This window comes from Thalassotalea hakodatensis (genome assembly GCF_030295995.1).
Classification (GTDB): Bacteria; Pseudomonadota; Gammaproteobacteria; order Enterobacterales; family Alteromonadaceae; genus Thalassotalea_C; species Thalassotalea_C hakodatensis.
Window position 1 is genome coordinate 1,890,616 of sequence record NZ_AP027365.1, and the last position, 22,407, is coordinate 1,913,022.

Consider the following 22,407-nt stretch of genomic DNA (forward strand, 5'->3'; position numbering starts at 1 on the left):
ATATCCTCTATTATTATTGTTGTATTAATTGTCTAATTTTTGCTTTTATGACTTCAATGGCCATTCTATTTTTACCGCCTTTGTTGACAATAATGTCAGCCCAAGATTTAGAAGGAGCGATAAATTGATGATACATTGGTCTTACTGTTTGTTCATATTGTTGAGTGATAGAATCTATATCACGGTCTCGTTCTTCTATGTCACGCTTTATTCTTCGTAACAAACAAATATCTAATGGTGTATCCATGTATATTTTTAGATCAAAACACTCTCGAAGGTTTTGATCAGCAAAAAGCAAGATACCTTCAACCAAAATAATCGGTGATGCGGGAATTGTCATCGTATCTGTTAAACGCGTGTGCGTTTTATAGCAATATACTGGACACTCTATATCTTTACCTTGTTGTAACATTCGTAACTGTTCAGCGAGCAAAGTATGCTCGAAAGCATTAGGATGATCGTAATTAGTTTCAATTCTTTGCGGTAATGGAATGTGATCTTGATTTTTGTAGTACGCATCTTCTTTAATAATAGCGATACCGTTTTTACCCAGTTCAGGGAACAACTCTTGATAAATAGTTTGCGCAAATAGCGACTTACCAGAAGCAGAAGCCCCTGATATGGCAATAATCGTGGTTTTATTGGTTAGCAATCTTGGCCGCCTGTAAATAACATGGAAGAATAGCTGTTGAACGTTCGGTACAGGTTAATGTGTAGCCAGTAATTCAATATTGCTAATTTCTTTTACTATAACTAAAGACTTAATGATGGTAAATTACCATAACTTGACTAAATGGTCATGAAAAATTCATTTTTTGATGATAAAAAGGTGTGGAAATGGCGCGAGCAATTATATTAGTTTTAGATAGTTTTGGTATAGGGCATGCGCCTGATGCTGAAAAATTTGGTGATATTGGTGCCAATACTTTTGCTCATTTAGCCGAAAAACACTTTGAAATGACAGGGCATAAAATTAATTTACCCAATCTTGCAAGTATGGGGCTTATTGAAGCCAGCTTCTCAGCGGGAAGTGAACGCTTCCCCGCAGAACAATATCCAATAAAAAAAGGCGCGTTTGGCTATGCAGCAGAATTGAGCAGCGGAAAAGATACTCCTAGTGGTCATTGGGAAATGGCAGGTGTACCGGTTTTGTTTGATTGGGGTTACTTCACGGATAAAGAAAATGCTTTCCCTAAAGAGCTAATGCAAATCATTAACGAAGCAACCGGCTATGCTGGTATGCTTGGTAACTGCCATGCATCAGGTACAGAAATTATCGCTCGTTTAGGTGAAGAACATATTAAAACGGGCTTACCTATTTGTTACACCTCTGCAGATAGTGTATTTCAAGTAGCAGCACATGAAGAACATTTTGGTTTAGACAATTTATATACTTATTGTGAAATGGTGCGTTCTTTACTCGATGATTATAATATTGGTCGTGTGATAGCGCGTCCTTTTGTTGGTAATAGCGCTGAAGATTTTGTCCGCACTGGTAATCGTCGAGATTATTCGGTTTTACCACCTTCCCCAACGGTATTAGATAAAATGGTTGAAGCAGGCGGTCATGTGATCAGTGTTGGTAAAATTGCTGATATTTTTGCTCATCAAGGGATTTCAGAAAAAACCAAAGCTACCGGTATTGACGCATTAATAGATGCAACGATTTCACATTTAGGCACAGCAAAAGATAAGAGTATTATTTTTACCAACCTAGTCAACTTTGATCAAGATTATGGTCACCGTCGCGATCCATTAGGTTATGCGGCTGCACTCGAGGCATTTGATAAGCGATTACCTGATATTATTAATGCCATGTCTAATGATGACGTACTTTTCATGACTGCTGATCATGGATGTGATCCTACGTGGCCAGGCTCAGATCACACAAGAGAATTTGTGCCTATGCTCGCTTACCATCATCATATTGGTAATGTGAATTTAGGCCAGAGAAATAGTTTTGCTGATCTTGGTCAAACACTCGCCGAAATGTTTTCTTTGCCAGCACTTGATTATGGCGATAGTTTCTTTTCACAATTAGCTGTTAAGTGAATAAGCGAAATCTAAAATATTGGCTATAATTCATGGCACTAGGAGTGTTCTATTAGGCTATGTTGAACTGTAGGTCGCATATTTGCTGTAAATATACGTCAAAGCTCCATGCAGTTTAATCAATATTGAATAGCAGCGCTTAAAGTCCCTAGTATGAATAATATATTAAAAGATAAGAGTCTTGGGAGAGAACAATATGAAAATGTTCGGACAAAGCGCGCTTAGCCGTAGTGTGCAATTGGCATTGTGTAGTTCTACATTTTTGCTAACTACATCGGTAACCGCAGAAGAAAATAATGATCAAACAGAAAAAGTAGTTGGTCTTGAAGTGATTGAAGTAACCGCTCGTAAACGTGTTGAAACAGTTAAAGATGTACCTGCTACGGTCACTGCCATGTCAGCTGAAAGTATTAATGACTATTTAGGCTCTGGTGAAAATGTACGAGCATTGGCGGGCCGTGTGCCGAGCTTACAAATTGAATCTTCAAACGGTAGACAATCACCTAGGTTTTATATTCGAGGCCTTGGCAATACTGATTTTGATGTAAATGCAAATCAGCCAGTCTCTATGATTTTAGACAATATCGTGCTGGAAAATCCCGTGTTAAAAAGTATTCCTTTATTTGATATCGAACGCGTTGAGGTGCTCAATGGTCCACAAGGTACTGTGTTTGGCAGAAACACTACCGCTGGCATTGTTAAGATTGACACCGTTGCGCCTGATTTTACCAATGAAGGGTATGTTCGGGGTGGTTATGGTAGCCGTGGAACGATGTTTTTAGAAGCAGGTAAAAACTTTGAATTGTCAGATACTTGGGCGGTTAGGGCATCTTTTAAGCATCAAGAGCGAGACGAGTGGGTAGATAACTTAACAACAGGGGATGAAGTAGGAGGCTATGAAGAGTTTGCTTACCGCATCCAATTTTTATATGACAATGGTAGTGACACACGTGCGCTATTAAAGATACATGGCTTTGATCAAGATGGTGACATGCCACAAATTTTTTATGCCAATGCTTTTGAACAGGGTAAGTCTGGTTTAAGAGATAGCTTTGATGAGTCTGAAATATATCATGACAGTACATCAGGCTTTGAATTAGATCATCAAGGTGGCAGTTTAGAAATTGAACATGATTTTGATAACGTAACCTTAACCAGTATCACCGGCTACGACACATTAGAAAGCTGGAGCTATGCTGATATTGATGGTGGTGTAACCGACTTTTCTGGCATACCAAACCAATTAGGTAAGCAATTATGGTTTAATGTCGCTTCTGGTGATGGCCTTTCAGATCATGAGCAATTTACCCAAGAGCTGAGGCTTTCAGGTGATGTAGAAGATATTTATTATCAAGTAGGTGCATTTTATTTCCGTGAAGATTATACCGCTGATTATAAAGATTTAGATACCGAGGGAAATACCACTAACTTTTATCAAATTGACCAATTAACCACCTCGTATGCGTTGTTTGGGCAAGTTGAATACAAACCAAATAATAAATGGGCATTTACGCTAGGTTTACGTTATACCGATGATGAAAAAGAGTTAGACATCCGTGAAGGCGGTACTTCAAATGTAACTTTTGAAATTGATAAAGAGGATGACTACATTAATTGGGACCTTGCCGCTCGTTATACGATAGATGATGATTGGACTGCCTTTGCGCGTATCGGTAACGCTTCAAGAGGCCCTGTTACCATCGGGCGATTTGGATTTCCAAGTGAAGCTGATACTGAAACATTAACGTCTTATGAAGCAGGGCTTAAAGCTAATTTATTCAATGGTAATGCAAGATGGTATATTACGGCTTATACCTATGATATTGAAGATCATCAATTAACTGCCACAGGTGGCGAAGCAAACACTAATTCGCTGTTAAATGCTGACAATACCTATGGCGCAGGCATTGAAACTTCTTTTGAAGCAATGCTAACTGATCAGTTACGTATTAGTACAAATTTAAGCTACAACAAAACAGAAATTCAAGATAAATCGTTGAAAGCCGAACGTTGCGCATCTACACCTACCTGTAATAGTCCTGATGAAGTGGCAAATACGGTTGATGGACCGTTTGGCCCTGTAGTTACCGTATTTGTTGACGGTAACCCGTTGCCTAGATCACCTAAGTGGTTAGCGAATATTAATATTAATTATGAATTTCCGGTAGATTATGGTTACTACTACGCACAAACAGATTGGAACTATAGAAGTAAATCAAATATTTTCCTTTATGAGGCCACAGAATTTTATGCTGATGCTCGGTGGATAGGCGGCTTACGATTAGGTTTTAATAACGATGATGGTTTAGATATTGCCATTGTAGGCCGAAATATTACCGATAAAATTGTTGCTGATGGCGCATTAGATTTTCTCAATTTAACCGCCTTTGTCAATGAGCCAAGGTTTTGGGGAGTAGAAATAGGTTATCAGTTTTAGTCTGCTTGTTATCATAAAAAATCCGGTATGTACCGGATTTTTTATGACTATTGTCAGAGGAAGATTACAAGACACTCTCTAACGTTAATTCCATCATGTCTTTAAAAGTGTTTTCACGTTCATCTGCCGTTGTTTGTTCACCTGTTTTAATATGATCACTGACGGTAAACACTGCTAAGGCTTTTTTACCGTATTCAGCAGCAACACCATATAAACCAGCGGCTTCCATTTCAACCGCTAACACGCCCATGTTTTCCATGGTTTTAAACATTTCAGGTTGTGGTGTGTAAAATAAATCGGCGGTGAAAACATTACCAACATGTACGGGCTTACCAAGTTTTTCAGCAGTATTAACTACGTTTTGTAAGAGTGAAAAGTCAGCACATGCAGCAAAATCACAGTGATTAAAACGCTGGCGATTAACATTCGAGTCTGTGCTTGCAGCCATGCCGATAATAACGTCACGCACTTTTATGTCGTCACGCACTGCACCACATGAGCCAATACGTATGATATTTTCAACGCCAAAGTCTTTATAAAGCTCAGTCGCGTAAATTGAAATAGATGGGATCCCCATGCCTGAGCCCATTACCGAAATTTCTTGGCCTTTATAAGTGCCAGTATAACCAAGCATATTTCGCACTCGGGTAATACATTTTGCATTTTCAAGAAAATTTTCAGCGATAAACTTTGCTCTTAGTGGGTCTCCGGGCATTAACACGGTTTTTGCAAAGTCACCAGGGTTGGCTTCAATGTGAGGAGTTGTCATGAGATATACCTTTAAATAAAAATTTATCTCAGTAAGTTTCAAGCAGGTGGTTCAATTGATATAACACACCCCTATCAAGGATTTTTTACTGAATATTGTTAGTGAAAGTCTATTTTAGCTAAAAAATCGTTCGATGATCCAGTGATAAAGTGTACCGCCTAAATATATACCAACAATTCCTGCGATTCCTGAAATTACCGGAGGTGCTGGAAGTGGAAGTTTGATCACTGAAAAAATTAAACCGACTAGCGCACCTGCAAATAAAGCCAATGCAATCTCTGCCATAAGTTATTCCTTCTGTTGTAAATGATTAAATGCCGTTTTATTTAACAACGCTTGGCGTGCCGAGGTTGATAAAAAACTAGCATCCACACTATTTTGTTGTAATTGTGTAATGTGTTTTTCTTGCAAATTAAATAACGAACTTGCTAGCTTATATTCCTTGATTAGTTCAGTATTTTCAACTGCTGGATCATCGGTATTAAGTGTTACCAACAAACCTTTGTCTAGAAATACTGGCAAAGGGTGGTTAGCTAGGTTGGTAATAGTACCCGTTTGGTAATTTGAGGTTAGACATGATTCGATGGCAATATTGTGTGCGATCATATATTCAAGCAATTTATTATCGTGCTGGCAAGCGACACCATGCCCGATCCGGCTTGCGCCAAGTTCTTTTATAGCTTGCCAAATACTTTCACTACCTGCAGCTTCGCCAGCATGTACAGTCACTTGTAAATCAGTTTGTTTAATCTTATTAAAATGTTCAGTAAACATATCGCCAGGGTAGTTATATTCATCACCGGCTAAATCAACCGCAACGAACTTGTCTTTGTGCGTTAAAATACCACTTAATTCATCCATACACTTTTGTTGACCAAAGGTTCTACTTAAAATACCAATGAGGTTTGCCTCAACGTTGTGGAGTTTTTTAGCTTGATTTACGCCATCAGCGACCGCCTCTATTACGCCTTCTATGGGTAATTGGTGACTCATTGCCATGTAATAGGGTGAAAATCTTAATTCAGCATAATCAATACCCGCTGAGACTAAATCTTCTATATTTTCATAGGCGACACGTTGGCAATCTTCTAAAGTAGCTAACACGGCTACACCCCAATCTAATTTCTTCAAAAAGGCCAATAAGTCAGGTTCGGATTCTTGTATTTGTACCAACGGCATAAAGTGTTCAATTGTTGATACGGGTAATGAAATGTTATGTTGCTGTGCAAGTTGCCAAATGGTGCTTGGGCGGATATTTCCGTCTAGATGACGATGAAGGTCGATTAATGGCAGCGTATTATTGAGCATATAAAGTAAATATCCTTACCGTTGTGTAAACAATTACGTGAATTTTTATTCTAGTTCTTAATTATATCGTTTTTTTCCGATTTTATGTTGGTATTGTTGATATAACGCTGTTAAATTAGCCGACGGGATTCTTATCTAGGTGTCTAGACGTACAAAACAAAATCATAGTAGTAAATAAAGAGAAATAATATGTTCTACCAAACAGACGATGTGCGCATCGAAAAAATTAAAGAATTGTTACCTCCAGTGGCGTTACTGGAGCGATTTCCTGGTTCAGAAAAAGCGTCTGAAACAGTGTTTAGTGGTAGAGCAGCTATCAGTAAAATTTTTAACCATCAAGACGATAGGTTATTAGTGGTTATTGGGCCATGTTCAATCCATGATCCAGAGGCTGCAATTGAATATGGCAAACGCTTGGTTAAGTTAAGAGAAAAATACCAAGATAACCTTGAAATTGTGATGCGTGTTTATTTTGAAAAACCACGTACTACGGTTGGTTGGAAAGGGCTTATAAATGATCCTTATTTAGATAACAGTTTTAAGCTAAATGATGGTTTGCGTATTGGCAGAAAGTTATTAGCTGATTTAAATGATCTTGGTTTACCTACTGCGGGTGAGTTTTTAGATATGATCACGCCTCAGTATATGGCCGATTTTATGTGTTGGGGCGCGATTGGTGCTCGAACGACTGAAAGCCAAGTACATCGAGAGCTTTCATCTGGTTTGTCTTGTCCGGTTGGCTTTAAAAATGGTACTGACGGTACCATTAAAATTGCCATAGATGCGATTGGATCTGCCGCTGCGTCACATCACTTTTTATCAGTCACTAAATTTGGACATTCAGCAATCGTTCAAACAACAGGTAACCCTGATTGTCATATTATTTTACGTGGCGGTAAAGCACCCAACTATGATGCAGAAAGCGTTAAACAAGTAACTGACCAATTAGCCTCGTCAAACTTGAATACTAAAATTATGATTGATTTTAGTCATGGTAACTCGAGCAAAAAATTTGAAAATCAGATGGTTGTTTGTCGAGATGTTAGTGAACAATTGGCTAAAGGTAATAATGATATTTTTGGCGTCATGGTTGAAAGTCACTTGGTTGAAGGCAGACAAGATTTAGTTGACGGTAAAGCTAACGTTTACGGTCAATCTATTACTGACGCATGTATTGGTTGGTCAGATACAGAAACGTTACTCGCACAGCTAAACGAAGCCGTGGACAAACGTAGAGGTTAATAGATAACAATAATACCGCAATCAGCTCATTCAGTCTTGATTGCGGTCATTTTTCAACGGGTATATATTCGCCTTTTAAAGGTGTTTTGACTCTCCCTTGGACTAACGAAGTTAACCATTGCTTATACTCTTCAAGCGGCATTGGCTTAGCATAGTAATATCCTTGCCCTATATCACAGCCAAACTTTCTTAAGGTTGCCTCATCTTCTTCACTGTTAATACCTTCTGCAACAACCTCTAATCCTAAACCTTTCGCCATCTTAACTGTTGCCTCAGCAATGACTAAGCGCTTTTTGTCTTGATTAATATTTTCAACAAATTGACGATCAACTTTAAGTTCTTGAAAGGGTAGATGGCTGATTTGAGACATAGACGAGTAACCCGTACCAAAGTCATCAATACTGATAGTAATGCCGAGGTCGGTAAGTTGCTCAATTACTCGCATCGTGTGTGCGTTATTAGTAAAACTTGCGGACTCTGTTAACTCAAAAATAATTTTATCACTTGCAACTCCTGATGCTTCTATTATATCTAATGCTCTGGCTAAAAAGTGCTTAGATGAAATGTCTTTGCCGCTAATATTAATGGAAACTAAATGGTTGAAGCCATATTCATCCATTAATTGTTTTTGGTGATGCAATGCTTGTTGAATTACCCAAAAAGTGACTTCATGAATTAAGCCCATATCTTCAGCAATGGGGATAAACACATTTGGTGGTATAAAGCCTTCTTTTGCATGTTGCCACCGTAACAAGCATTCACTACTGCAAACACGTAACGTTCTTAAGTCTACTTGAGGCTGGTGGTAAAGCATCAAGGTATTATTTTTAATTGCTTGTTTTAAATCGCTAGTGAGCTTAAACAAATACTGCGTTGTATCTTTAACATCGTTTTCATAATGACTCCACTTTAGTACATTATTTTCCGCATTTGCCGTTGCAATGAGCGCACGGTTGAGCAACAGGTGGCTTTTATCACCATCTACAGGGAAGCGTGCTAAGCCAATAACTGCAGTTAATGGGAGCTTTACTTGGGTGATGTGAAAATTTTCCTGTACTACCTGTTGTATTGATTCAAATAGCATTTCAGCAGGCTGTTCATCAACATGATGATCAATAATCAAGGCAAAACAAGTATGGTTTATTAAACATATCTTTTCTTGCTTATCTGTAATCGGAATTATCGCGTCGTTGTATTGAAAGAGCGAAGAAAGTTTACCGTATAACTGTTTAAACAACTGTGTATTCATTTCGTCATTAATATAAAGCGCTACTTTTTCAATATGCTCAGGTTTAACTATACAAACACTAAAGTCATTGTATTTCTGTTGAACAAGGTTATTGATACAGGTTTCAAGGTTTGATTTTCTGGGGATACCACTTGATAGATGATAAGCAATATTTGTTATTTTATCTTGCTCATTACGGCGCATTCTTTCTGCAAGGGCAAAAGCCATCAAAGATACTTCGGCAATAATAGCGATTAAAAATGCGTTACTGGTGAGAAAAGAATAATCAATAATATTGAGCAGTACAGCAGGTTGAATTGCCGCACCTATGAGTAGTGGTATCCATGAAGCAAGGTAATATTTTGCCCAAGAAAGGTTTCCCCTTATACGTTTTATTAGTAGGTAAATAGCCAATATAAATACGAGAGGCTGAATAGAAAAAAATACAGTTGCTTGCGCTACTTTCTCAAGTGTCAAGGTTGCGAATATAGCGACAACTAAACAGAAACAGACAGTAATAGCAATGCGATACGTGATGCTTTGTTGCTTATCATACCGCAGAAAAAATAAGGTAAAAAACAGTAAAAACAGTACAAGAAGGAAGTGTAGCGGTATAAGATATTTATCGATTTGTTGATTAAAGAAGTCATCAAATAAGATATAACCGAAACCCGTGATACTTGACATAATTAAAAAGGCTGACAACAAGTAACCAATGTAAAACAAATACACTTTATCTTTGACTGCAAAAAACAAGACTAAATTGTATAAAATCATTAACAACGCAATGCCAATAAAAGCACCATATAAAAATTGAGCTGTTAGAATGTGTAAATCAAAAGTGGATTGCGATATTAATTGAATAGGTACATTAGGCGGGCCATCTGTACGAATTTGTAGTAAATAGCTTTGTTCATTACGAGGTGTTAGTTCAATGTTTATGTGTGGATAAATTTGATGAAAAGGTAAGTGCTGTAAAGTTAAGTTTTTTTGTATTGTATTGTTTTTTATGGGGTATACTTTAAAAACATCAAGCAGCTTATTATCTGCAAAAAGCACTAGAGAAACGTGATGTGATTGTGTGTTTTTGATATCCACTAATACCCAGTAGGTTTGATCTTTAAGGGCAAAAGGAATTTCAGCAGGTGTTGTTTGCTTGAATAGCGAGATATTATCGAGAATGTTCTTGTTATCAATAATATTTGAACTATCTATCCAATATTTATAGTTTACGTCGGTAGTATCGCTTGGTTGTTTTTTCGTTAATTGGCTAAGATTACTGCTCGATTGATAAAATATTATTAATAAGCTAAACGCTATAAATAGTATAAATATTCGTGTCAGTGCTAACGAGGCGTAGGAAGCAATTTTTTTCATTAATCGTTAGTGATGTTAATCTAATCTAAATTAACTGTAGCAAATAATTTAAAGATTGGTAATTATTAACCAGAAAATACTAGTAATTATATCTACTTACCATGGAAGTATTGTTATTATGTGTGTTTTAATTTGCATGTGGTTATTCATCATAATTTGTACTCGCTAAATAAATGCTTTTACGTTAGGGTAATTGATTAAAATTTCGTAGTGCTTGAAGCTAAAAACGCGAATAAGGGTTGTTTACTACTTGGACAAACATTGGAAAAATAAATGAATGAAAATATCGTGAATAAGGATATAAAACGTATCTTATTTGTTTGCATGGGTAATATATGCCGCTCTCCGACAGCTGAAGCTGTATTTAGGCATAAAGCTGAACGTAATAAATTAGATCTTAGTATTGATTCTGCAGGTACTATTGGTTCGCATGCCCGTGAAAAGCCTGATCATAGAGCGCAAAAAATCGGCATAGAGCGCGGTTATGACTTTGATAAAATACGAGCGAGAAAGGTAGAAATCGAAGATTTCACGGAATTTGATATTATTTTGGCGATGGATGAACAAAATATAAAAGATTTAAAGAAAGTAGCGCCGCTTGGTTATCACGATAAAATTCATTTATTTTTAGAGTTTGCAAATAACTTTCAAGATACTGAAGTGCCTGATCCATATTACGGTGGTGCGCGAGGCTTTAAATATGTACTTGATCTTGTAGAAGATGCAAGTGATGGTTTGATCGCGCAACTAAAAAAGCTAGGTAAGTAACACCTAGCTTTAAAAAAATTACTGATAATAAAAGAAGCACTAAATTTTTAGTGCTTTTTCACCCCGAGCAATACCTACTGTTCCTGATCTTACCGATTCAATAATTTCTGTTTCGTTGGCGAGAGTTTTTACAAAAGCATTAACCTTTTTGTCGTCACCTGTCAGCTGAATGGTATACACCTGTTTACCTATATCAACAATTGAACCTCTGAAAATATCGGTGATCCGTTTCACTTCCGTGCGTGATTTTTCATTCATTGCAAGCACTTTGATCAGTAAAATTTCACGTTCAACATGCTCTCGATCAGTAAGGTCAGTAATTTTAATCACGTCAATTAGTTTGTTAACCTGCTTAACAATTTGCTCTAATACTCGATCATCACCACGCGTAGTGATTGTGATCCTTGATAGGCTTTGATCCTCAGTAGGCGCAACGGTTAGGCTTTCAATGTTGAAAGCGCGTTGTGAAAATAAGCCCACAATGCGTGAAAGAGACCCAGGTTCATTTTCCAATAATATTGCAAGAATACGACGCATTATGCTTTTACTCCTTTCTTTAACCACATTTCATCAATAGCACCTTGTTTTATTTGCATCGGGTAAACATGTTCTAGTTCATCAACTAAAATATCAACAAAGACTAATCGGTTTTTTATTGAGAATGCCTCGCGTAATTTTTCATCAAGCTCTGTAAGTTGATTAATTTGTATGCCTACATGACCGTACGATTCTGCTAATTTAACAAAATCAGGTAATGATTCCATATACGAAGAAGAGTGACGACCACCATAAATCATATCTTGCCACTGCCTTACCATACCTAAAGAGCGATTGTTTAGCGAAACTATTACTACAGGTAATTGGTATTGAAGGCAGGTTGAAAGTTCTTGAATGTTCATTTGAATAGAACCATCACCTGTAATACAAACAACATGACTGTCAGGAAAGGCTAATTTAACCCCCATTGCAGCAGGCAAACCAAAACCCATCGTGCCTAAGCCACCAGAATTAATCCATTGCCTTGGCTTGGCAAAAGGGTAGTACTGTGCGGCAAACATTTGGTGTTGGCCAACATCAGAGCAAAGGTAAGCTTCACCGTTGGTGATTTCATAAACCGCCTCTATTACTCTTTGAGGCTTAATTTTATCGTTATTTTGTTGATAGCTAATACTGCTTAACGAACGCCATTCATTAATTTGTTGCCACCATTGCTCATTCGAAGTCGATTCAGGAGTAAAGTTTATATTCTCTAACTCTTCCTGTAATTGTGCTAACACAATATCAATTAATCCAACTACCGGGATGTGTGCATTAATAGTTTTAGAAATTGATGTGGGGTCAATATCAACATGTACAATTTTTGCGTCAGGGCAGAATTTTTTTACATTGTTAGTGACTCGATCATCAAACCTAGCGCCAAGGGCTAAAATTACGTCTGCATTTGCCATGGCTTTGTTAGCTTCTAAGCTACCATGCATACCTAACATACCAATAAAGTTTTTGTGAACGCCAGATATACCACCGAGCCCCATAAGGGTATTAGTACAAGGAGCGTTTAACGTTTCAACTAAACGGGTAAGTTGCTCAGATGCGTCTGCTAATACAATGCCGCCACCAGAATAAACCACTAAACGTTTTGCTTCTGTGATGGCTGTTATCGCCTTTTTAATCTGTTTAGGGTGGCCTTTTTTAGTTGGATTATAAGAACGTAGTTTGATATCAGTTTCGATGTTAAAAGCTGCCTTATTTTGCGGGATTAAAATATCTTTCGGTAATTCAACAACAACAGGGCCAGGGCGGCCAGATTTAGCAATATAATGGGCTTTAGCAATAACATTAGGAATTTCTGCAAGGTCGCGACAGTTAAAACTATGTTTCACTATTGGCCGGGAACAGCCAACAATATCAGTTTCTTGGAAAGCGTCGTCACCAATTAAACTTGTGGGTACTTGACCTGCTAGTACAACCATCGGGATTGAATCCATATATGCGGTTGCGATCCCCGTAACACAGTTAGTTGCACCTGGGCCAGAGGTTGCAAGTACGTAACCTACCTCTCCTGTTGCTCTTGAAAAGCCGTCGGCCATATGGGTAGCAGCTTGTTCATGTCTCACAAGAATATGTTCAACGTCCTCTTGTTGAAATATTGCATCATATATATCGAGAACAGAGCCGCCAGGATAGCCAAATACATATTTTACCTTAAGTGCCGATAGTGCTTTAACGACCATTTCAGCACCAGTAAATGTTTGTGTTGCCATTGAATTTTCCCTTACTTAGTGTTGTTTCCTAAAATACTGAAATAAAAAACCCCCGGTCTTTTCAGAGCGAGGGTTTAATGAAAATATTTCGTTAGTTTTTACACACAATATCAACCCCGCATTGGTTTTAAAACCACTACGACTGAGAGGACGACATTGAGTACATTAACTAGGTTCATTTGTTATTTTGTATAATATATTCTTTAAATGATATGTGTTTATATTAGGCGACTGACTTTACATGTCAACAAAAAATGTAGCTATTAGTCTCATTCAAATATATTGATCTGTTATGGCTGTGCGATGTGTGGTTATAAGCAGGCTAAGAGTATCATTGTTTTTACGAATGTTCAGGCTCTATTGCCTTTTAAGATGAAAGTTGTATTAAATAGAAAATTAAGTGTGTGATTTTATATACCTTAAAATTATCGTTGCTAATAAAGGGTAATGTCAGGTAATGTTTTAAGGTAACAAATAAATATCTTCAATTTTTCATAAGTTTAACGTAAATATGATCTACACTTATATTTAAAAAAGTTAACGCTAACGGAGTAGATGAGAAGCAAATGTCTAAATTTATTTTTAAGGAAGAAATAGAAGAAAGCTCCGCTGAGTCAGCGCCAAAAAAAGAGCGTTTTTGGCGCATCCTTGTGGTTGATGACGATGAATCTGTTCATCAAATTACCCGCCTTGTGTTAAGTGACGCGCATATTGAAGGAAGAAAGTTAGATATTGTCTCTGCTTATTCTTCTGCAGAGGCCAAACAAGTATTAGCAAATGATGATAGCTTTTGTATGGCGTTTGTGGATGTTGTGATGGAAACTGACCATGCAGGTTTAGAGTTAGTTGAATGGATACGCAAAGAAAAACGTAATCAAGCGATTCGGTTAATATTACGAACTGGCCAAGCGGGTACGGCTCCAGAAGCAAAAGTAATTAAAGAGTTTGATATAAACGATTACAAAGAAAAAACTGATTTTACCGCAGGTAAAATGACAACTTCTGTGTATGCAGGTATTCGTGCTTATCGCGATATCATGACAATCCAACGTAGTTTAGATGCCTTTAAACAACTAATTTTATCTACTCATGATTTATTACGAATTAATCAATTCAAACCTTTTGGCTCTGCTGCGCTAAATCACTTGTTAACCTTAATGGATATTGAAAGTTCTGCTTTATACATAGCTCGTAGTCAACGTGAGCTTGATCACGAAAACACTAACTTGATCATTGCTTGCACAGGAAAATATGTTGTCGAATCTGACTGCTTAGAAAACTCTGACATTGATGATTCAGTGAAAAACTTGATCAAAAAAGCGTTTGATGAGAAGAAGCATTTTTATGAAAATCAATGTTTTGTTGGGTACTATGAAACGTCATCTAACGCATCTTCTGTTTTGTACATTGAATTTGAAGATGATGCCGAGCACTTTCGTTCAAATTTAGCTGAATTATTTGCCACGAATGTTGCGTTGATATTAGAAAGCTTAACAAAACAACATGAATTAGAACTCACTCAGAAAGAGTTGTTATGCATTGTAGGTGAAGCGATTGAACGTAAGTCACAGAAAGCAAGTGCACATGTTAAAAGGGTGGCTGAGATTTGTGCACTAGTGGCAACGAAACTTGGTTTAGAAGATAAGCTTGTAGCCGCGATTAAAATAGCAGCACCATTACATGATATTGGTAAAGTGGCGATACCTAATAATATTTTACAAAAGCCAGATCAACTTAATGAACAAGAATGGCAATTAATGAAAAGCCATACCGTCGTCGGGAGTGATTTACTTGAACGTTCGAAAGAGAAAATTTCACGTATTGCAGCGCGAATGGCAAAATATCATCATGAAAATTGGGATGGTACTGGTTACCCCGATGGTTTAGAGGGAGAAAATATTCCGCTTGAAGCTAGGATCATGGCGATAGCAGATGTATTTGATTCCTTAGGTACAAAGCGTGTTTACCAAAAACAATGGGACAACAAAGATATTTTACAATTTTTGCAGGAACAACGAGGGAAGAAATTTCAGCCAGAGCTAGTAGATATTTTTATTAAACACTTTGATGAATTTACTCAAATAAAAGAGAATATTCCGGATACCAAGCCAGAAAACTAATAAAACTGGTGTTTAATTAATCGTAATTAAAATTGCTTAATCCAGCTTAGTTAGTGAATTTATTTTCCCATAAATTACAAGGGATTACTATGCGCATACTATTGATAATATGTATTTGCCTGTTTACTTCAGCTTGTGTTGTAGTGCCTGAAGTGGCAGATGTACCTAAATATAAATGTGGTCTGTCTACCGATCAAAAAACACTTAAAGTGGTTAATTTAATGGAAGGCGATACTAGCTTCTATGCTTGGAATGATGAGTTTTTTTCGATTATTTCGATGCCAACGTCAGCGGTAGTTTCGGGTGTCTATGTTGCTGTAAATAATGTTTACCACGCAGGTGAAAAAACCATTAAATGCGGAACTTAAATGCATTGAAAGTAAATTGTTTTTGTATAATAGATAAAAAGTGCTTTTAGATAAATACTTCAAAAATCATAGAGGTTGATAGCCCCGTGTTTAATAAACATATTGTGTTATCTGATATTTTTGGTCGAACAGGTGCCCTAGAAAAATTTGTCGATGCGCTGCCATTCAGTTCGATTATTGTTGATCCCTACAATGGTAAAAAAATGACGTTTGCAGATGAACAACAAGCGTATCAATACTTTACTGAACATGTTGGTTTAGAGGGTTACACTGAAAAACTTCACCAAGTGTTATTGAATACCAATTATAATGTGCAGTTAATTGGCTTCAGTGTTGGTGCATCGATAATTTGGCGAATTTCAGACCGTCATTATGAGGGGATTATTCAGAATGCGTTTCTATTTTATGGCTCTCAAATTAGACATTCTCTAGATATTGAACCTACCTTTGCAGTAAACGTAATTTGTCCAATTAAAGAAAGGCATTTTGATATCACTGCATTTAAATTAGCGATCACAGATAAAAACAAGGTGAACATAATCCAATCCCATTATTTACATGGCTTTATGAATGAATGTTCTACGAACTTTGACCTTGAAGGATATCGTAAATTCAAACAATTCATTGTTAAATATTCAACAGACCCAAATATTATTAGCGGTATTTAAATAACCATTAAAAAATCGCTTAATATGAAAAATTTATAGTAGATATCTTTAATTGTTAACTATTAATGTTTAAGTATGCTTAAGCGTGTGAAAAGGCTAAGTCAGTTATGTATTATCAAAGGACCAAAAATTGTGAATAATAATATGCGTGACAAAATTATTACTGTTTGTGATAAAAAAATTGCACATAAGGGGGAAAATGTTGGCTTGTCGTTTTATGCTTTTTTTGCCAATAAAAATGATGATCCTAAATTATTAATGGAAGTCGCTACATGGTGGATACAAACCCATCAATTAGATCATTTTGAAAAAGCGATTAAAATAAAACAACTGGTTAAATCTGGCAAATAAGCAGAGAAATAGATGATGAACAAACATGAAAAATTAAATTATGTTGAATTCCCCGCGAGTAACCTTCAAGCCACAAAGCAATTCTTTACCCAGGTTTTTGATTGGCAGTTCGTTGATTATGGTCCTGAATATACTTCATTTTCTAATCAAGGTTTAGATGGTGGTTTTTATTTATCTGAACAGCGTAACCATAGCGATAACGGAGGTGCGTTGTTGGTTTTTTATACAGGCAATATAAACCAAACGTTGACTAAAATTAAGGAAAATGCAGGCACAATAAACAAGCCAATATTTGAATTTCCAGGCGGTTGTCGATTTCACTTTATTGAGCCAAGTGGTAATGAGTTTGCTGTTTGGTCAGAAAGTCAAAACTAAGTTAAAGTCGCTACTACTTGAACTATAGTTCGTGTGTTTCTCATTGGCTGTAATTCGTGTCAGCATCAGTAAATATCGGTACTTACCTATTAACATAATTCAAATTTAGGTAAAAAGTCTCCTTCAAGACTAAATTACATGACAAGATCGTGAATTATTTATAAAAAAGCGCTGCTTTACTCTACTTTATGCGATCATTTTTGTGTAAAATCTTTGACCTTTATTTTTTAACAATCAATGAGTCTAGCCAAAGAACGGTGTAACTCACCGCTTTAGAGGAAATCATGAATTTAGACGATATAATATTACAAGCAGAGCAAGCTATTGCCGCTGCTAATTCACCTGAAGAATTAGATCAGGTACGTGTCAGCTTTCTTGGCAAGAAAGGGCAATTTACCGAGTTAATGAAAGGACTAGGTAAGTTACCTAAAGAAGAAAAGCCAAAAGCAGGTCAAGTAATAAACCAAGCGAAGCAACAAGTGCAAAAAGCGTTAACAGCTCGTGGTGAATTATTACGTACTGAAGCAATTAATAAAAAGCTAGCAGCAGAAACTATTGATGTTACTTTGCCAGGGCGCACTAATGAGTTAGGTGGTTTGCACCCAGTAACGCGTACGATAGAACGTATTGAAAGCTTTTTTGGTGATTTAGGTTTTGCTGTTAAAGAAGGCCCTGAAGTTGAAGATGACTTTCATAACTTCGATGCGTTAAATATCCCTGAGCATCATCCGGCACGTCAAGATCATGATACATTTTACTTTAACCCTAAGTTAGTTTTACGCACGCAAACTTCCGGTGTACAAATTCGTACTATGGAAAAAGAGCAGCCTCCATTACGTATTATTTCACCAGGTAAAGTATATCGTAATGATTATGATCAAACCCATACGCCAATGTTTCATCAAGTTGAAGGGTTGATGGTAGACAAAGATGTTTCGTTTACCCATTTAAAAGGTGTATTGCATGATTTCCTTCATCACTTCTTTGAAGAAGACTTAGAGATTCGTTTTAGACCTTCTTATTTTCCCTTTACTGAACCTTCAGCTGAAGTTGATGTAATGGGGAAAAATGGTAAATGGCTTGAAGTCTTAGGCTGTGGAATGGTGCACCCTAATGTCTTGAAATCTGTAGGTATTGATCCTGAAGTCTATTCAGGCTTCGCTTTTGGTATGGGCGTTGAACGCTTAACCATGCTTCGTTATGGCGTGAATGATTTACGCGCATTCTTTGAAAACGATCTTCGATTTTTGAAACAATTTAAGTAAGGCAATTCTTCATGAAATTTAGTGAATCTTGGTTACGAGAGTGGGTAAACCCTGCAATATCTTCGGATGAATTGACCCACCAAATCACCATGGCAGGCTTAGAAGTTGATGGGGTAGAACCCGTTGCCGGTGAATTTTCAGGCGTCGTGATAGGTGAAGTGGTTGAATGTGGTCAGCACCCCGATGCTGACAAACTTCAAGTAACAAAAATTAATGTCGGCAGCGCCAGCGAAGATGGCGAATTAATTGATATTGTTTGTGGTGCAAAAAACTGTCGATTAGGCTTAAAAGTTGCTGTCGCTATGGTGGGTGCGGTTCTACCGGGAAATTTTAAAATTAAAAAAGCAAAACTGCGTGGTCAGCCTTCATTTGGTATGCTTTGTAGTGAGTCAGAGTTAGGCTTAGCAGAAGAAAGTGATGGTATTCTCGAGTTATCACAAGACGCACCTATCGGTGAAGATATTCGTGATTTCTTAGATTTAAATGATGTCACTATTGATGTTGATTTAACAGCTAATCGTGGTGATTGTTTAGGGCTAAAAGGCTTAGCTCGTGAAGTAGGTGTTTTAAATAGTTTAGCCGTCAATGAACCTGATATTACCAGTGTTCCGTCTACAATCGACGACAAGCGTTCAATCACATTATCGGCTTCACAAGCATGTCCTCGATATTTAGGTAGGGTGATCAAAAACATTAATGTAGATGCCCAAACACCATTGTGGATGGTAGAAAAGCTTCGCCGTAGTGGTGTTCGTTCTATCGACCCGGTGGTTGATATCACGAATTATGTGTTGCTTGAGCAAGGGCATCCTATGCATGCTTTTGATCTTGATACCATTGAAGGTGGTATTGATGTACGCTATGCAAAGCTTGATGAAAAGTTAACCACACTGGATGAAAATGAAGTCACGTTAAATGAACAAACACTTGTGATTGCTGATGATAATAAAGCGTTAGCCATTGCTGGTATCTTTGGTGGTTTACATTCTGGTGTTACGGGTAACACCAAAGATATTTTCTTAGAAAGTGCTTTTTTTGCTCCTTTAGCTATTTTAGGTAAAGCGCGCCAATATGGTTTACATACAGATGCATCACATCGTTATGAGCGTGGCATTGACCCTGAATTACAGCACCAAGCAATGGAGCGCGCAACAGGTTTATTACTTGATATTGTTGGTGGTGAAGCGGGCCCTGTTGTTGAAGCTGTAGCTTCAGAGTATCTACCTAAGGTTAAGCAAATTGCGCTTCGTCGAAGTAAACTAGATTCTCGTATTGGTCATCATATTTCTGACGAACAGGTTATCGAAATTTTAACGAGGTTAGGTTTTACTGTTACCTTTGCAGATAAAACGTGGCAAGTAAGTGTACCAACATATCGTTTTGATATTTCGATTGAAGAAGATTTAACAGAAGAAGTTGCGCGTATCTTTGGTTATAACAATATTCCTAATACGTCGCCAAAAGCAACATTAGCCATGTGTGATCGTAAAGAAGCACAACTACCAATAAAACGTTTACGTCAAACATTAGTCACTCGAGGTTATCAAGAAGCGATTACCTACAGCTTTGTTGATCCTAAAGTACAGCAGCTTATTCATCCAGAACAAGAGGTGATGACATTACCGCATCCTATTTCATCTGAAATGTCGGTTATGCGTTTAAGCTTATGGACAGGGCTATTACAATCGGTTGTTTATAATCAAAATCGTCAACAACAACGTGTACGCTTATTTGAAACGGGCTTACGTTTTGTGCCTGACGAAAGCGTAGAAAACGGCGTTCGTCAGCAGCAAATGATTGCAGGTGTAGTTTCGGGCAACCGCAATCAAGAACATTGGGATATGGAAAAGTCAGCTAGCGATTTTTACGATATCAAAGCAGACGTTGAATCGTTATTGGCAAGAACTGCAAATAGCCAAGCTTACACCTTTGAACGAGGTCAACATGATGCATTACACCCAGGACAAACAGCTGCTATTTTGAAAAATGGTGAGCTAATTGGTCATGTTGGTACCTTACACCCTGAATTAGAAAGAAAATTAGGCTTGAATGGCCGCACATTAGTTTTTGAACTTTTATTGAGTGAAATTTCAACACTGAACATCCCGCTAGCAGGCGATATTTCTCGCTTTCCGGCAAATAGACGTGATATTGCTGTCATCGTTGAAGAGAGTGTTGATGCAAAAAAAGTGTTACAACTCATTGAAAATGTTGGCGGAAATTATTTAGTTGATCTAAACTTGTTCGATGTATACAGAGGCAATGGAATAAATGATGGCTTTAAAAGCCTCGCTATTGCCATGATACTACAAGATCATGAAAAGACTCTTGAAGAAAAAGATATCAATGATGTTGTAAATCGAGTGGTCGAAACGTTAAAAGATGAGCTAAATGCATCACTGAGGGATTAAGCAATGGCGCTAACCAAAGCAGAAGTCGCAGAACATTTATTTGAAAAAGTGGGTTTAAGTAAACGTGACGCAAAAGATATTGTAGAAATATTTTTTGAAGAAATTCGTGAAACACTAGAGGCTGGGCAGCAAGTTAAATTGTCTGGTTTTGGTAATTTTGATCTTCGCGAAAAAAGTGAACGCCCAGGGCGTAATCCTAAAACGGGTGAAGATATTCCAATTTCCGCTCGTCGTGTTGTTACTTTTAGACCTGGGCAAAAGTTAAAAAGCCGTGTCGAAGACGGTAACGGGTAGCCTTAGGTTTATATAAAAGGTTACTTCGGTAACCTTTTATATAATGAAAAGAAAATAGTATCAGTATTCTAATGACTGAGATTAAAACACAGCCTACACAGCATGATGTGCATCACTTTTTATCAACTATTGATAACGAAGTGCGCAGAAAAGATGCCCATACTTTGTTGTCTATCTTCACAGAATTAACAGGTTACAAACCTGTAATGTGGGGTAGTGCGATTATTGGTTTTGGTCAATACCAATATCAAAATAGTAAGGGGATTAACAAGTGGATGCTCACGGGGTTTTCGCCAAGAAAGCAAAATCTTTCGTTATATATCATGCAGGGCTTTGATCATTATCAAGATTACCTTAGAGACATTGGTAACGTTAAAACTGCAAAATCATGTCTATATATCAACCGTTTAGATAAAATAAACATAGAAGCGTTAATGATATTTCTACAAAAATCGATAATCGATATAAAACAGAAATATCCTGATCATACTTCCTAATTTGTCTCAACTTGTTTAAACATTCGCTGATAAATACAGCTACAGCTGTATAAACATAGTTTCAGTAAACTCATTACGAGTATTGCAATGAAAAAACCTGTACACAACGCTTCTATTGTTAAGGGAATTGATAAGCTAAACATTGTATAGGTTTGCTGGACAATACTGTCATCAAAATTTGTACTGAAAAACCATAGTTGCTCTAAATAAGGTTGATTATGTAAGCTGGTAAATTGAAATGTTAAATAATCACGACGATTGATTAGTTCATTAACGATCATACCTGTTTTGTTAATAATGGTGTCGCTATTTGAAAGGTAATGTTCAGTAAGTTTAGATAAACTACCATTAAAATGCATGTCTGCTAAGGTTTGATATTGTGAAAGCTGCCATTTAGCTTCTTCTAAACGTCCAGAAAGTTGTTGAATATACTGTGTTAGAAAGGCAGGGCACTGAATACCCATAATAAATATTATGGTAAATAAACACCTATCAATAAGCTGATGAATAAATGACATTATTACCCATTGTCTTTAGTAAACTTCGCCCCATAATACACCGATTGTTTGTTGTCTTAAAGGTCACCGGTACTTAAGCTAGAATTTACGAATGGTTT

At 37.1% G+C, this 22,407-nt stretch carries 21 protein-coding genes; 13 read left to right on the plus strand and 8 right to left on the minus strand.

Annotated features, from left to right (window positions below; translation table 11 throughout):
* Positions 1-13: 13 nt before the first annotated feature.
* The gene (udk, locus tag QUE72_RS08285) at positions 14-652 is read right to left on the minus strand and encodes a uridine kinase (protein WP_074495834.1); all 639 of its coding nucleotides are present in this window, start codon (positions 650-652) and stop codon (positions 14-16) included.
* 185 nt (positions 653-837) lie between these two features.
* Here udk and QUE72_RS08290 point away from each other — a divergent pair, with 185 nt between their 5' ends.
* Entirely contained in the window at positions 838-2,052 is a 1,215-nt protein-coding gene (locus QUE72_RS08290) for a phosphopentomutase (protein WP_286272701.1), read from the plus strand.
* Positions 2,053-2,248: 196 nt separating this feature from the next.
* The gene (locus QUE72_RS08295) at positions 2,249-4,489 is read left to right on the plus strand and encodes a TonB-dependent receptor (protein WP_286272703.1); all 2,241 of its coding nucleotides are present in this window, start codon (positions 2,249-2,251) and stop codon (positions 4,487-4,489) included.
* Positions 4,490-4,553: 64 nt separating this feature from the next.
* On the opposite strand, the gene deoD is transcribed toward QUE72_RS08295, so the two are convergent.
* The 3 genes from deoD to add form a co-directional block, all read right to left on the minus strand.
* Positions 4,554-5,258, minus strand: a complete 705-nt coding sequence (deoD, locus tag QUE72_RS08300) for a purine-nucleoside phosphorylase (RefSeq protein WP_074495841.1) — start codon at positions 5,256-5,258, stop codon at positions 4,554-4,556.
* 114 nt (positions 5,259-5,372) lie between these two features.
* Positions 5,373-5,543 (minus strand): XapX domain-containing protein, encoded by a 171-nt coding sequence (locus tag QUE72_RS08305; RefSeq protein WP_074495843.1) that lies wholly within the window; start codon positions 5,541-5,543, stop codon positions 5,373-5,375.
* 3 nt (positions 5,544-5,546) lie between these two features.
* Positions 5,547-6,566: an adenosine deaminase gene (gene add, locus QUE72_RS08310; protein ID WP_286272706.1), complete on the minus strand. Its 1,020-nt coding sequence runs from the start codon at positions 6,564-6,566 to the stop codon at positions 5,547-5,549.
* Between the two features lie 189 nt (positions 6,567-6,755).
* On the opposite strand from add, the gene aroG reads away from it, so the two are divergent.
* A complete protein-coding gene (gene aroG, locus QUE72_RS08315; RefSeq protein WP_074495848.1) occupies positions 6,756-7,808 on the plus strand; it encodes a 3-deoxy-7-phosphoheptulonate synthase AroG in 1,053 nt (350 codons plus the stop codon).
* A 46-nt stretch (positions 7,809-7,854) separates the two neighbouring features.
* Here aroG and QUE72_RS08320 read toward each other — a convergent pair whose 3' ends face one another.
* A complete protein-coding gene (locus QUE72_RS08320) occupies positions 7,855-10,413 on the minus strand; it encodes an EAL domain-containing protein (protein WP_286272708.1) in 2,559 nt (852 codons plus the stop codon).
* A 273-nt stretch (positions 10,414-10,686) separates the two neighbouring features.
* On the opposite strand from QUE72_RS08320, the gene QUE72_RS08325 reads away from it, so the two are divergent.
* Positions 10,687-11,181 carry a low molecular weight protein-tyrosine-phosphatase gene (locus QUE72_RS08325; RefSeq protein ID WP_074495853.1) on the plus strand — a complete coding sequence of 165 codons (495 nt, stop codon included), beginning with the start codon at positions 10,687-10,689 and terminating at the stop codon, positions 11,179-11,181.
* Positions 11,182-11,220: 39 nt separating this feature from the next.
* Here QUE72_RS08325 and ilvN read toward each other — a convergent pair whose 3' ends face one another.
* Positions 11,221-11,718 carry an acetolactate synthase small subunit gene (gene ilvN / locus QUE72_RS08330; RefSeq protein WP_074495855.1) on the minus strand — a complete coding sequence of 166 codons (498 nt, stop codon included), beginning with the start codon at positions 11,716-11,718 and terminating at the stop codon, positions 11,221-11,223.
* Positions 11,718-13,442, minus strand: coding sequence for an acetolactate synthase 3 large subunit (locus QUE72_RS08335; RefSeq protein WP_286272711.1), 1,725 nt, complete (start codon positions 13,440-13,442; stop codon positions 11,718-11,720). Before QUE72_RS08335 ends, ilvN begins: the two co-directional genes overlap by 1 nt.
* A 566-nt stretch (positions 13,443-14,008) precedes the next feature.
* On the opposite strand from QUE72_RS08335, the gene QUE72_RS08340 reads away from it, so the two are divergent.
* The 9 genes from QUE72_RS08340 to QUE72_RS08380 all read left to right on the plus strand — a co-directional run bounded on the left by QUE72_RS08340 (position 14,009) and on the right by QUE72_RS08380 (position 21,791).
* The gene (locus QUE72_RS08340; RefSeq protein ID WP_074495859.1) at positions 14,009-15,562 is read left to right on the plus strand and encodes an HD domain-containing phosphohydrolase; all 1,554 of its coding nucleotides are present in this window, start codon (positions 14,009-14,011) and stop codon (positions 15,560-15,562) included.
* Between the two features lie 89 nt (positions 15,563-15,651).
* A complete protein-coding gene (locus tag QUE72_RS08345) occupies positions 15,652-15,930 on the plus strand; it encodes a hypothetical protein (protein ID WP_286272713.1) in 279 nt (92 codons plus the stop codon).
* A gap of 86 nt (positions 15,931-16,016) precedes the next feature.
* Positions 16,017-16,598: a hypothetical protein gene (locus QUE72_RS08350; protein WP_286272714.1), complete on the plus strand. Its 582-nt coding sequence runs from the start codon at positions 16,017-16,019 to the stop codon at positions 16,596-16,598.
* Positions 16,599-16,742: 144 nt separating this feature from the next.
* The gene (locus QUE72_RS08355) at positions 16,743-16,949 is read left to right on the plus strand and encodes a DUF6500 family protein (RefSeq protein ID WP_074495909.1); all 207 of its coding nucleotides are present in this window, start codon (positions 16,743-16,745) and stop codon (positions 16,947-16,949) included.
* 15 nt (positions 16,950-16,964) lie between these two features.
* Positions 16,965-17,324 (plus strand): VOC family protein, encoded by a 360-nt coding sequence (locus tag QUE72_RS08360; RefSeq protein ID WP_074495863.1) that lies wholly within the window; start codon positions 16,965-16,967, stop codon positions 17,322-17,324.
* A 284-nt stretch (positions 17,325-17,608) separates the two neighbouring features.
* Positions 17,609-18,589, plus strand: a complete 981-nt coding sequence (gene pheS, locus QUE72_RS08365; protein WP_074495864.1) for a phenylalanine--tRNA ligase subunit alpha — start codon at positions 17,609-17,611, stop codon at positions 18,587-18,589.
* Positions 18,590-18,600: 11 nt separating this feature from the next.
* A complete protein-coding gene (pheT, locus tag QUE72_RS08370; RefSeq protein ID WP_286272717.1) occupies positions 18,601-21,000 on the plus strand; it encodes a phenylalanine--tRNA ligase subunit beta in 2,400 nt (799 codons plus the stop codon).
* A gap of 3 nt (positions 21,001-21,003) precedes the next feature.
* Positions 21,004-21,294 (plus strand): integration host factor subunit alpha, encoded by a 291-nt coding sequence (locus tag QUE72_RS08375; protein ID WP_074495866.1) that lies wholly within the window; start codon positions 21,004-21,006, stop codon positions 21,292-21,294.
* Between the two features lie 71 nt (positions 21,295-21,365).
* Positions 21,366-21,791, plus strand: a complete 426-nt coding sequence (locus QUE72_RS08380; protein WP_286272720.1) for a DUF1801 domain-containing protein — start codon at positions 21,366-21,368, stop codon at positions 21,789-21,791.
* Here QUE72_RS08380 and QUE72_RS08385 read toward each other — a convergent pair.
* Entirely contained in the window at positions 21,788-22,309 is a 522-nt protein-coding gene (locus QUE72_RS08385) for a DUF2937 family protein (RefSeq protein WP_286272722.1), read from the minus strand. The two genes, QUE72_RS08380 and QUE72_RS08385, sit on opposite strands and share 4 nt — an antisense overlap.
* Positions 22,310-22,407 lie beyond the last annotated feature (98 nt).

Coding starts and splice junctions, on each gene's coding strand:
- QUE72_RS08320 (WP_286272708.1), bottom strand. CDS start 10,413: ATGAAAAAAATTGCTTCCTACGCCTCGTTAGCACTGACACGAATATTT.
- aroG (WP_074495848.1), top strand. CDS start 6,756: ATGTTCTACCAAACAGACGATGTGCGCATCGAAAAAATTAAAGAATTG.
- QUE72_RS08355 (WP_074495909.1), top strand. CDS start 16,743: ATGCGTGACAAAATTATTACTGTTTGTGATAAAAAAATTGCACATAAG.
- QUE72_RS08345 (WP_286272713.1), top strand. CDS start 15,652: ATGCGCATACTATTGATAATATGTATTTGCCTGTTTACTTCAGCTTGT.
- QUE72_RS08335 (WP_286272711.1), bottom strand. CDS start 13,442: ATGGCAACACAAACATTTACTGGTGCTGAAATGGTCGTTAAAGCACTA.
- add (WP_286272706.1), bottom strand. CDS start 6,566: ATGCTCAATAATACGCTGCCATTAATCGACCTTCATCGTCATCTAGAC.
- QUE72_RS08380 (WP_286272720.1), top strand. CDS start 21,366: ATGACTGAGATTAAAACACAGCCTACACAGCATGATGTGCATCACTTT.
- QUE72_RS08295 (WP_286272703.1), top strand. CDS start 2,249: ATGAAAATGTTCGGACAAAGCGCGCTTAGCCGTAGTGTGCAATTGGCA.
- QUE72_RS08340 (WP_074495859.1), top strand. CDS start 14,009: ATGTCTAAATTTATTTTTAAGGAAGAAATAGAAGAAAGCTCCGCTGAG.
- pheT (WP_286272717.1), top strand. CDS start 18,601: ATGAAATTTAGTGAATCTTGGTTACGAGAGTGGGTAAACCCTGCAATA.
- QUE72_RS08305 (WP_074495843.1), bottom strand. CDS start 5,543: ATGGCAGAGATTGCATTGGCTTTATTTGCAGGTGCGCTAGTCGGTTTA.
- pheS (WP_074495864.1), top strand. CDS start 17,609: ATGAATTTAGACGATATAATATTACAAGCAGAGCAAGCTATTGCCGCT.
- deoD (WP_074495841.1), bottom strand. CDS start 5,258: ATGACAACTCCTCACATTGAAGCCAACCCTGGTGACTTTGCAAAAACC.
- QUE72_RS08290 (WP_286272701.1), top strand. CDS start 838: ATGGCGCGAGCAATTATATTAGTTTTAGATAGTTTTGGTATAGGGCAT.
- QUE72_RS08375 (WP_074495866.1), top strand. CDS start 21,004: ATGGCGCTAACCAAAGCAGAAGTCGCAGAACATTTATTTGAAAAAGTG.
- QUE72_RS08385 (WP_286272722.1), bottom strand. CDS start 22,309: ATGTCATTTATTCATCAGCTTATTGATAGGTGTTTATTTACCATAATA.
- QUE72_RS08360 (WP_074495863.1), top strand. CDS start 16,965: ATGAACAAACATGAAAAATTAAATTATGTTGAATTCCCCGCGAGTAAC.
- QUE72_RS08325 (WP_074495853.1), top strand. CDS start 10,687: ATGAATGAAAATATCGTGAATAAGGATATAAAACGTATCTTATTTGTT.
- ilvN (WP_074495855.1), bottom strand. CDS start 11,718: ATGCGTCGTATTCTTGCAATATTATTGGAAAATGAACCTGGGTCTCTT.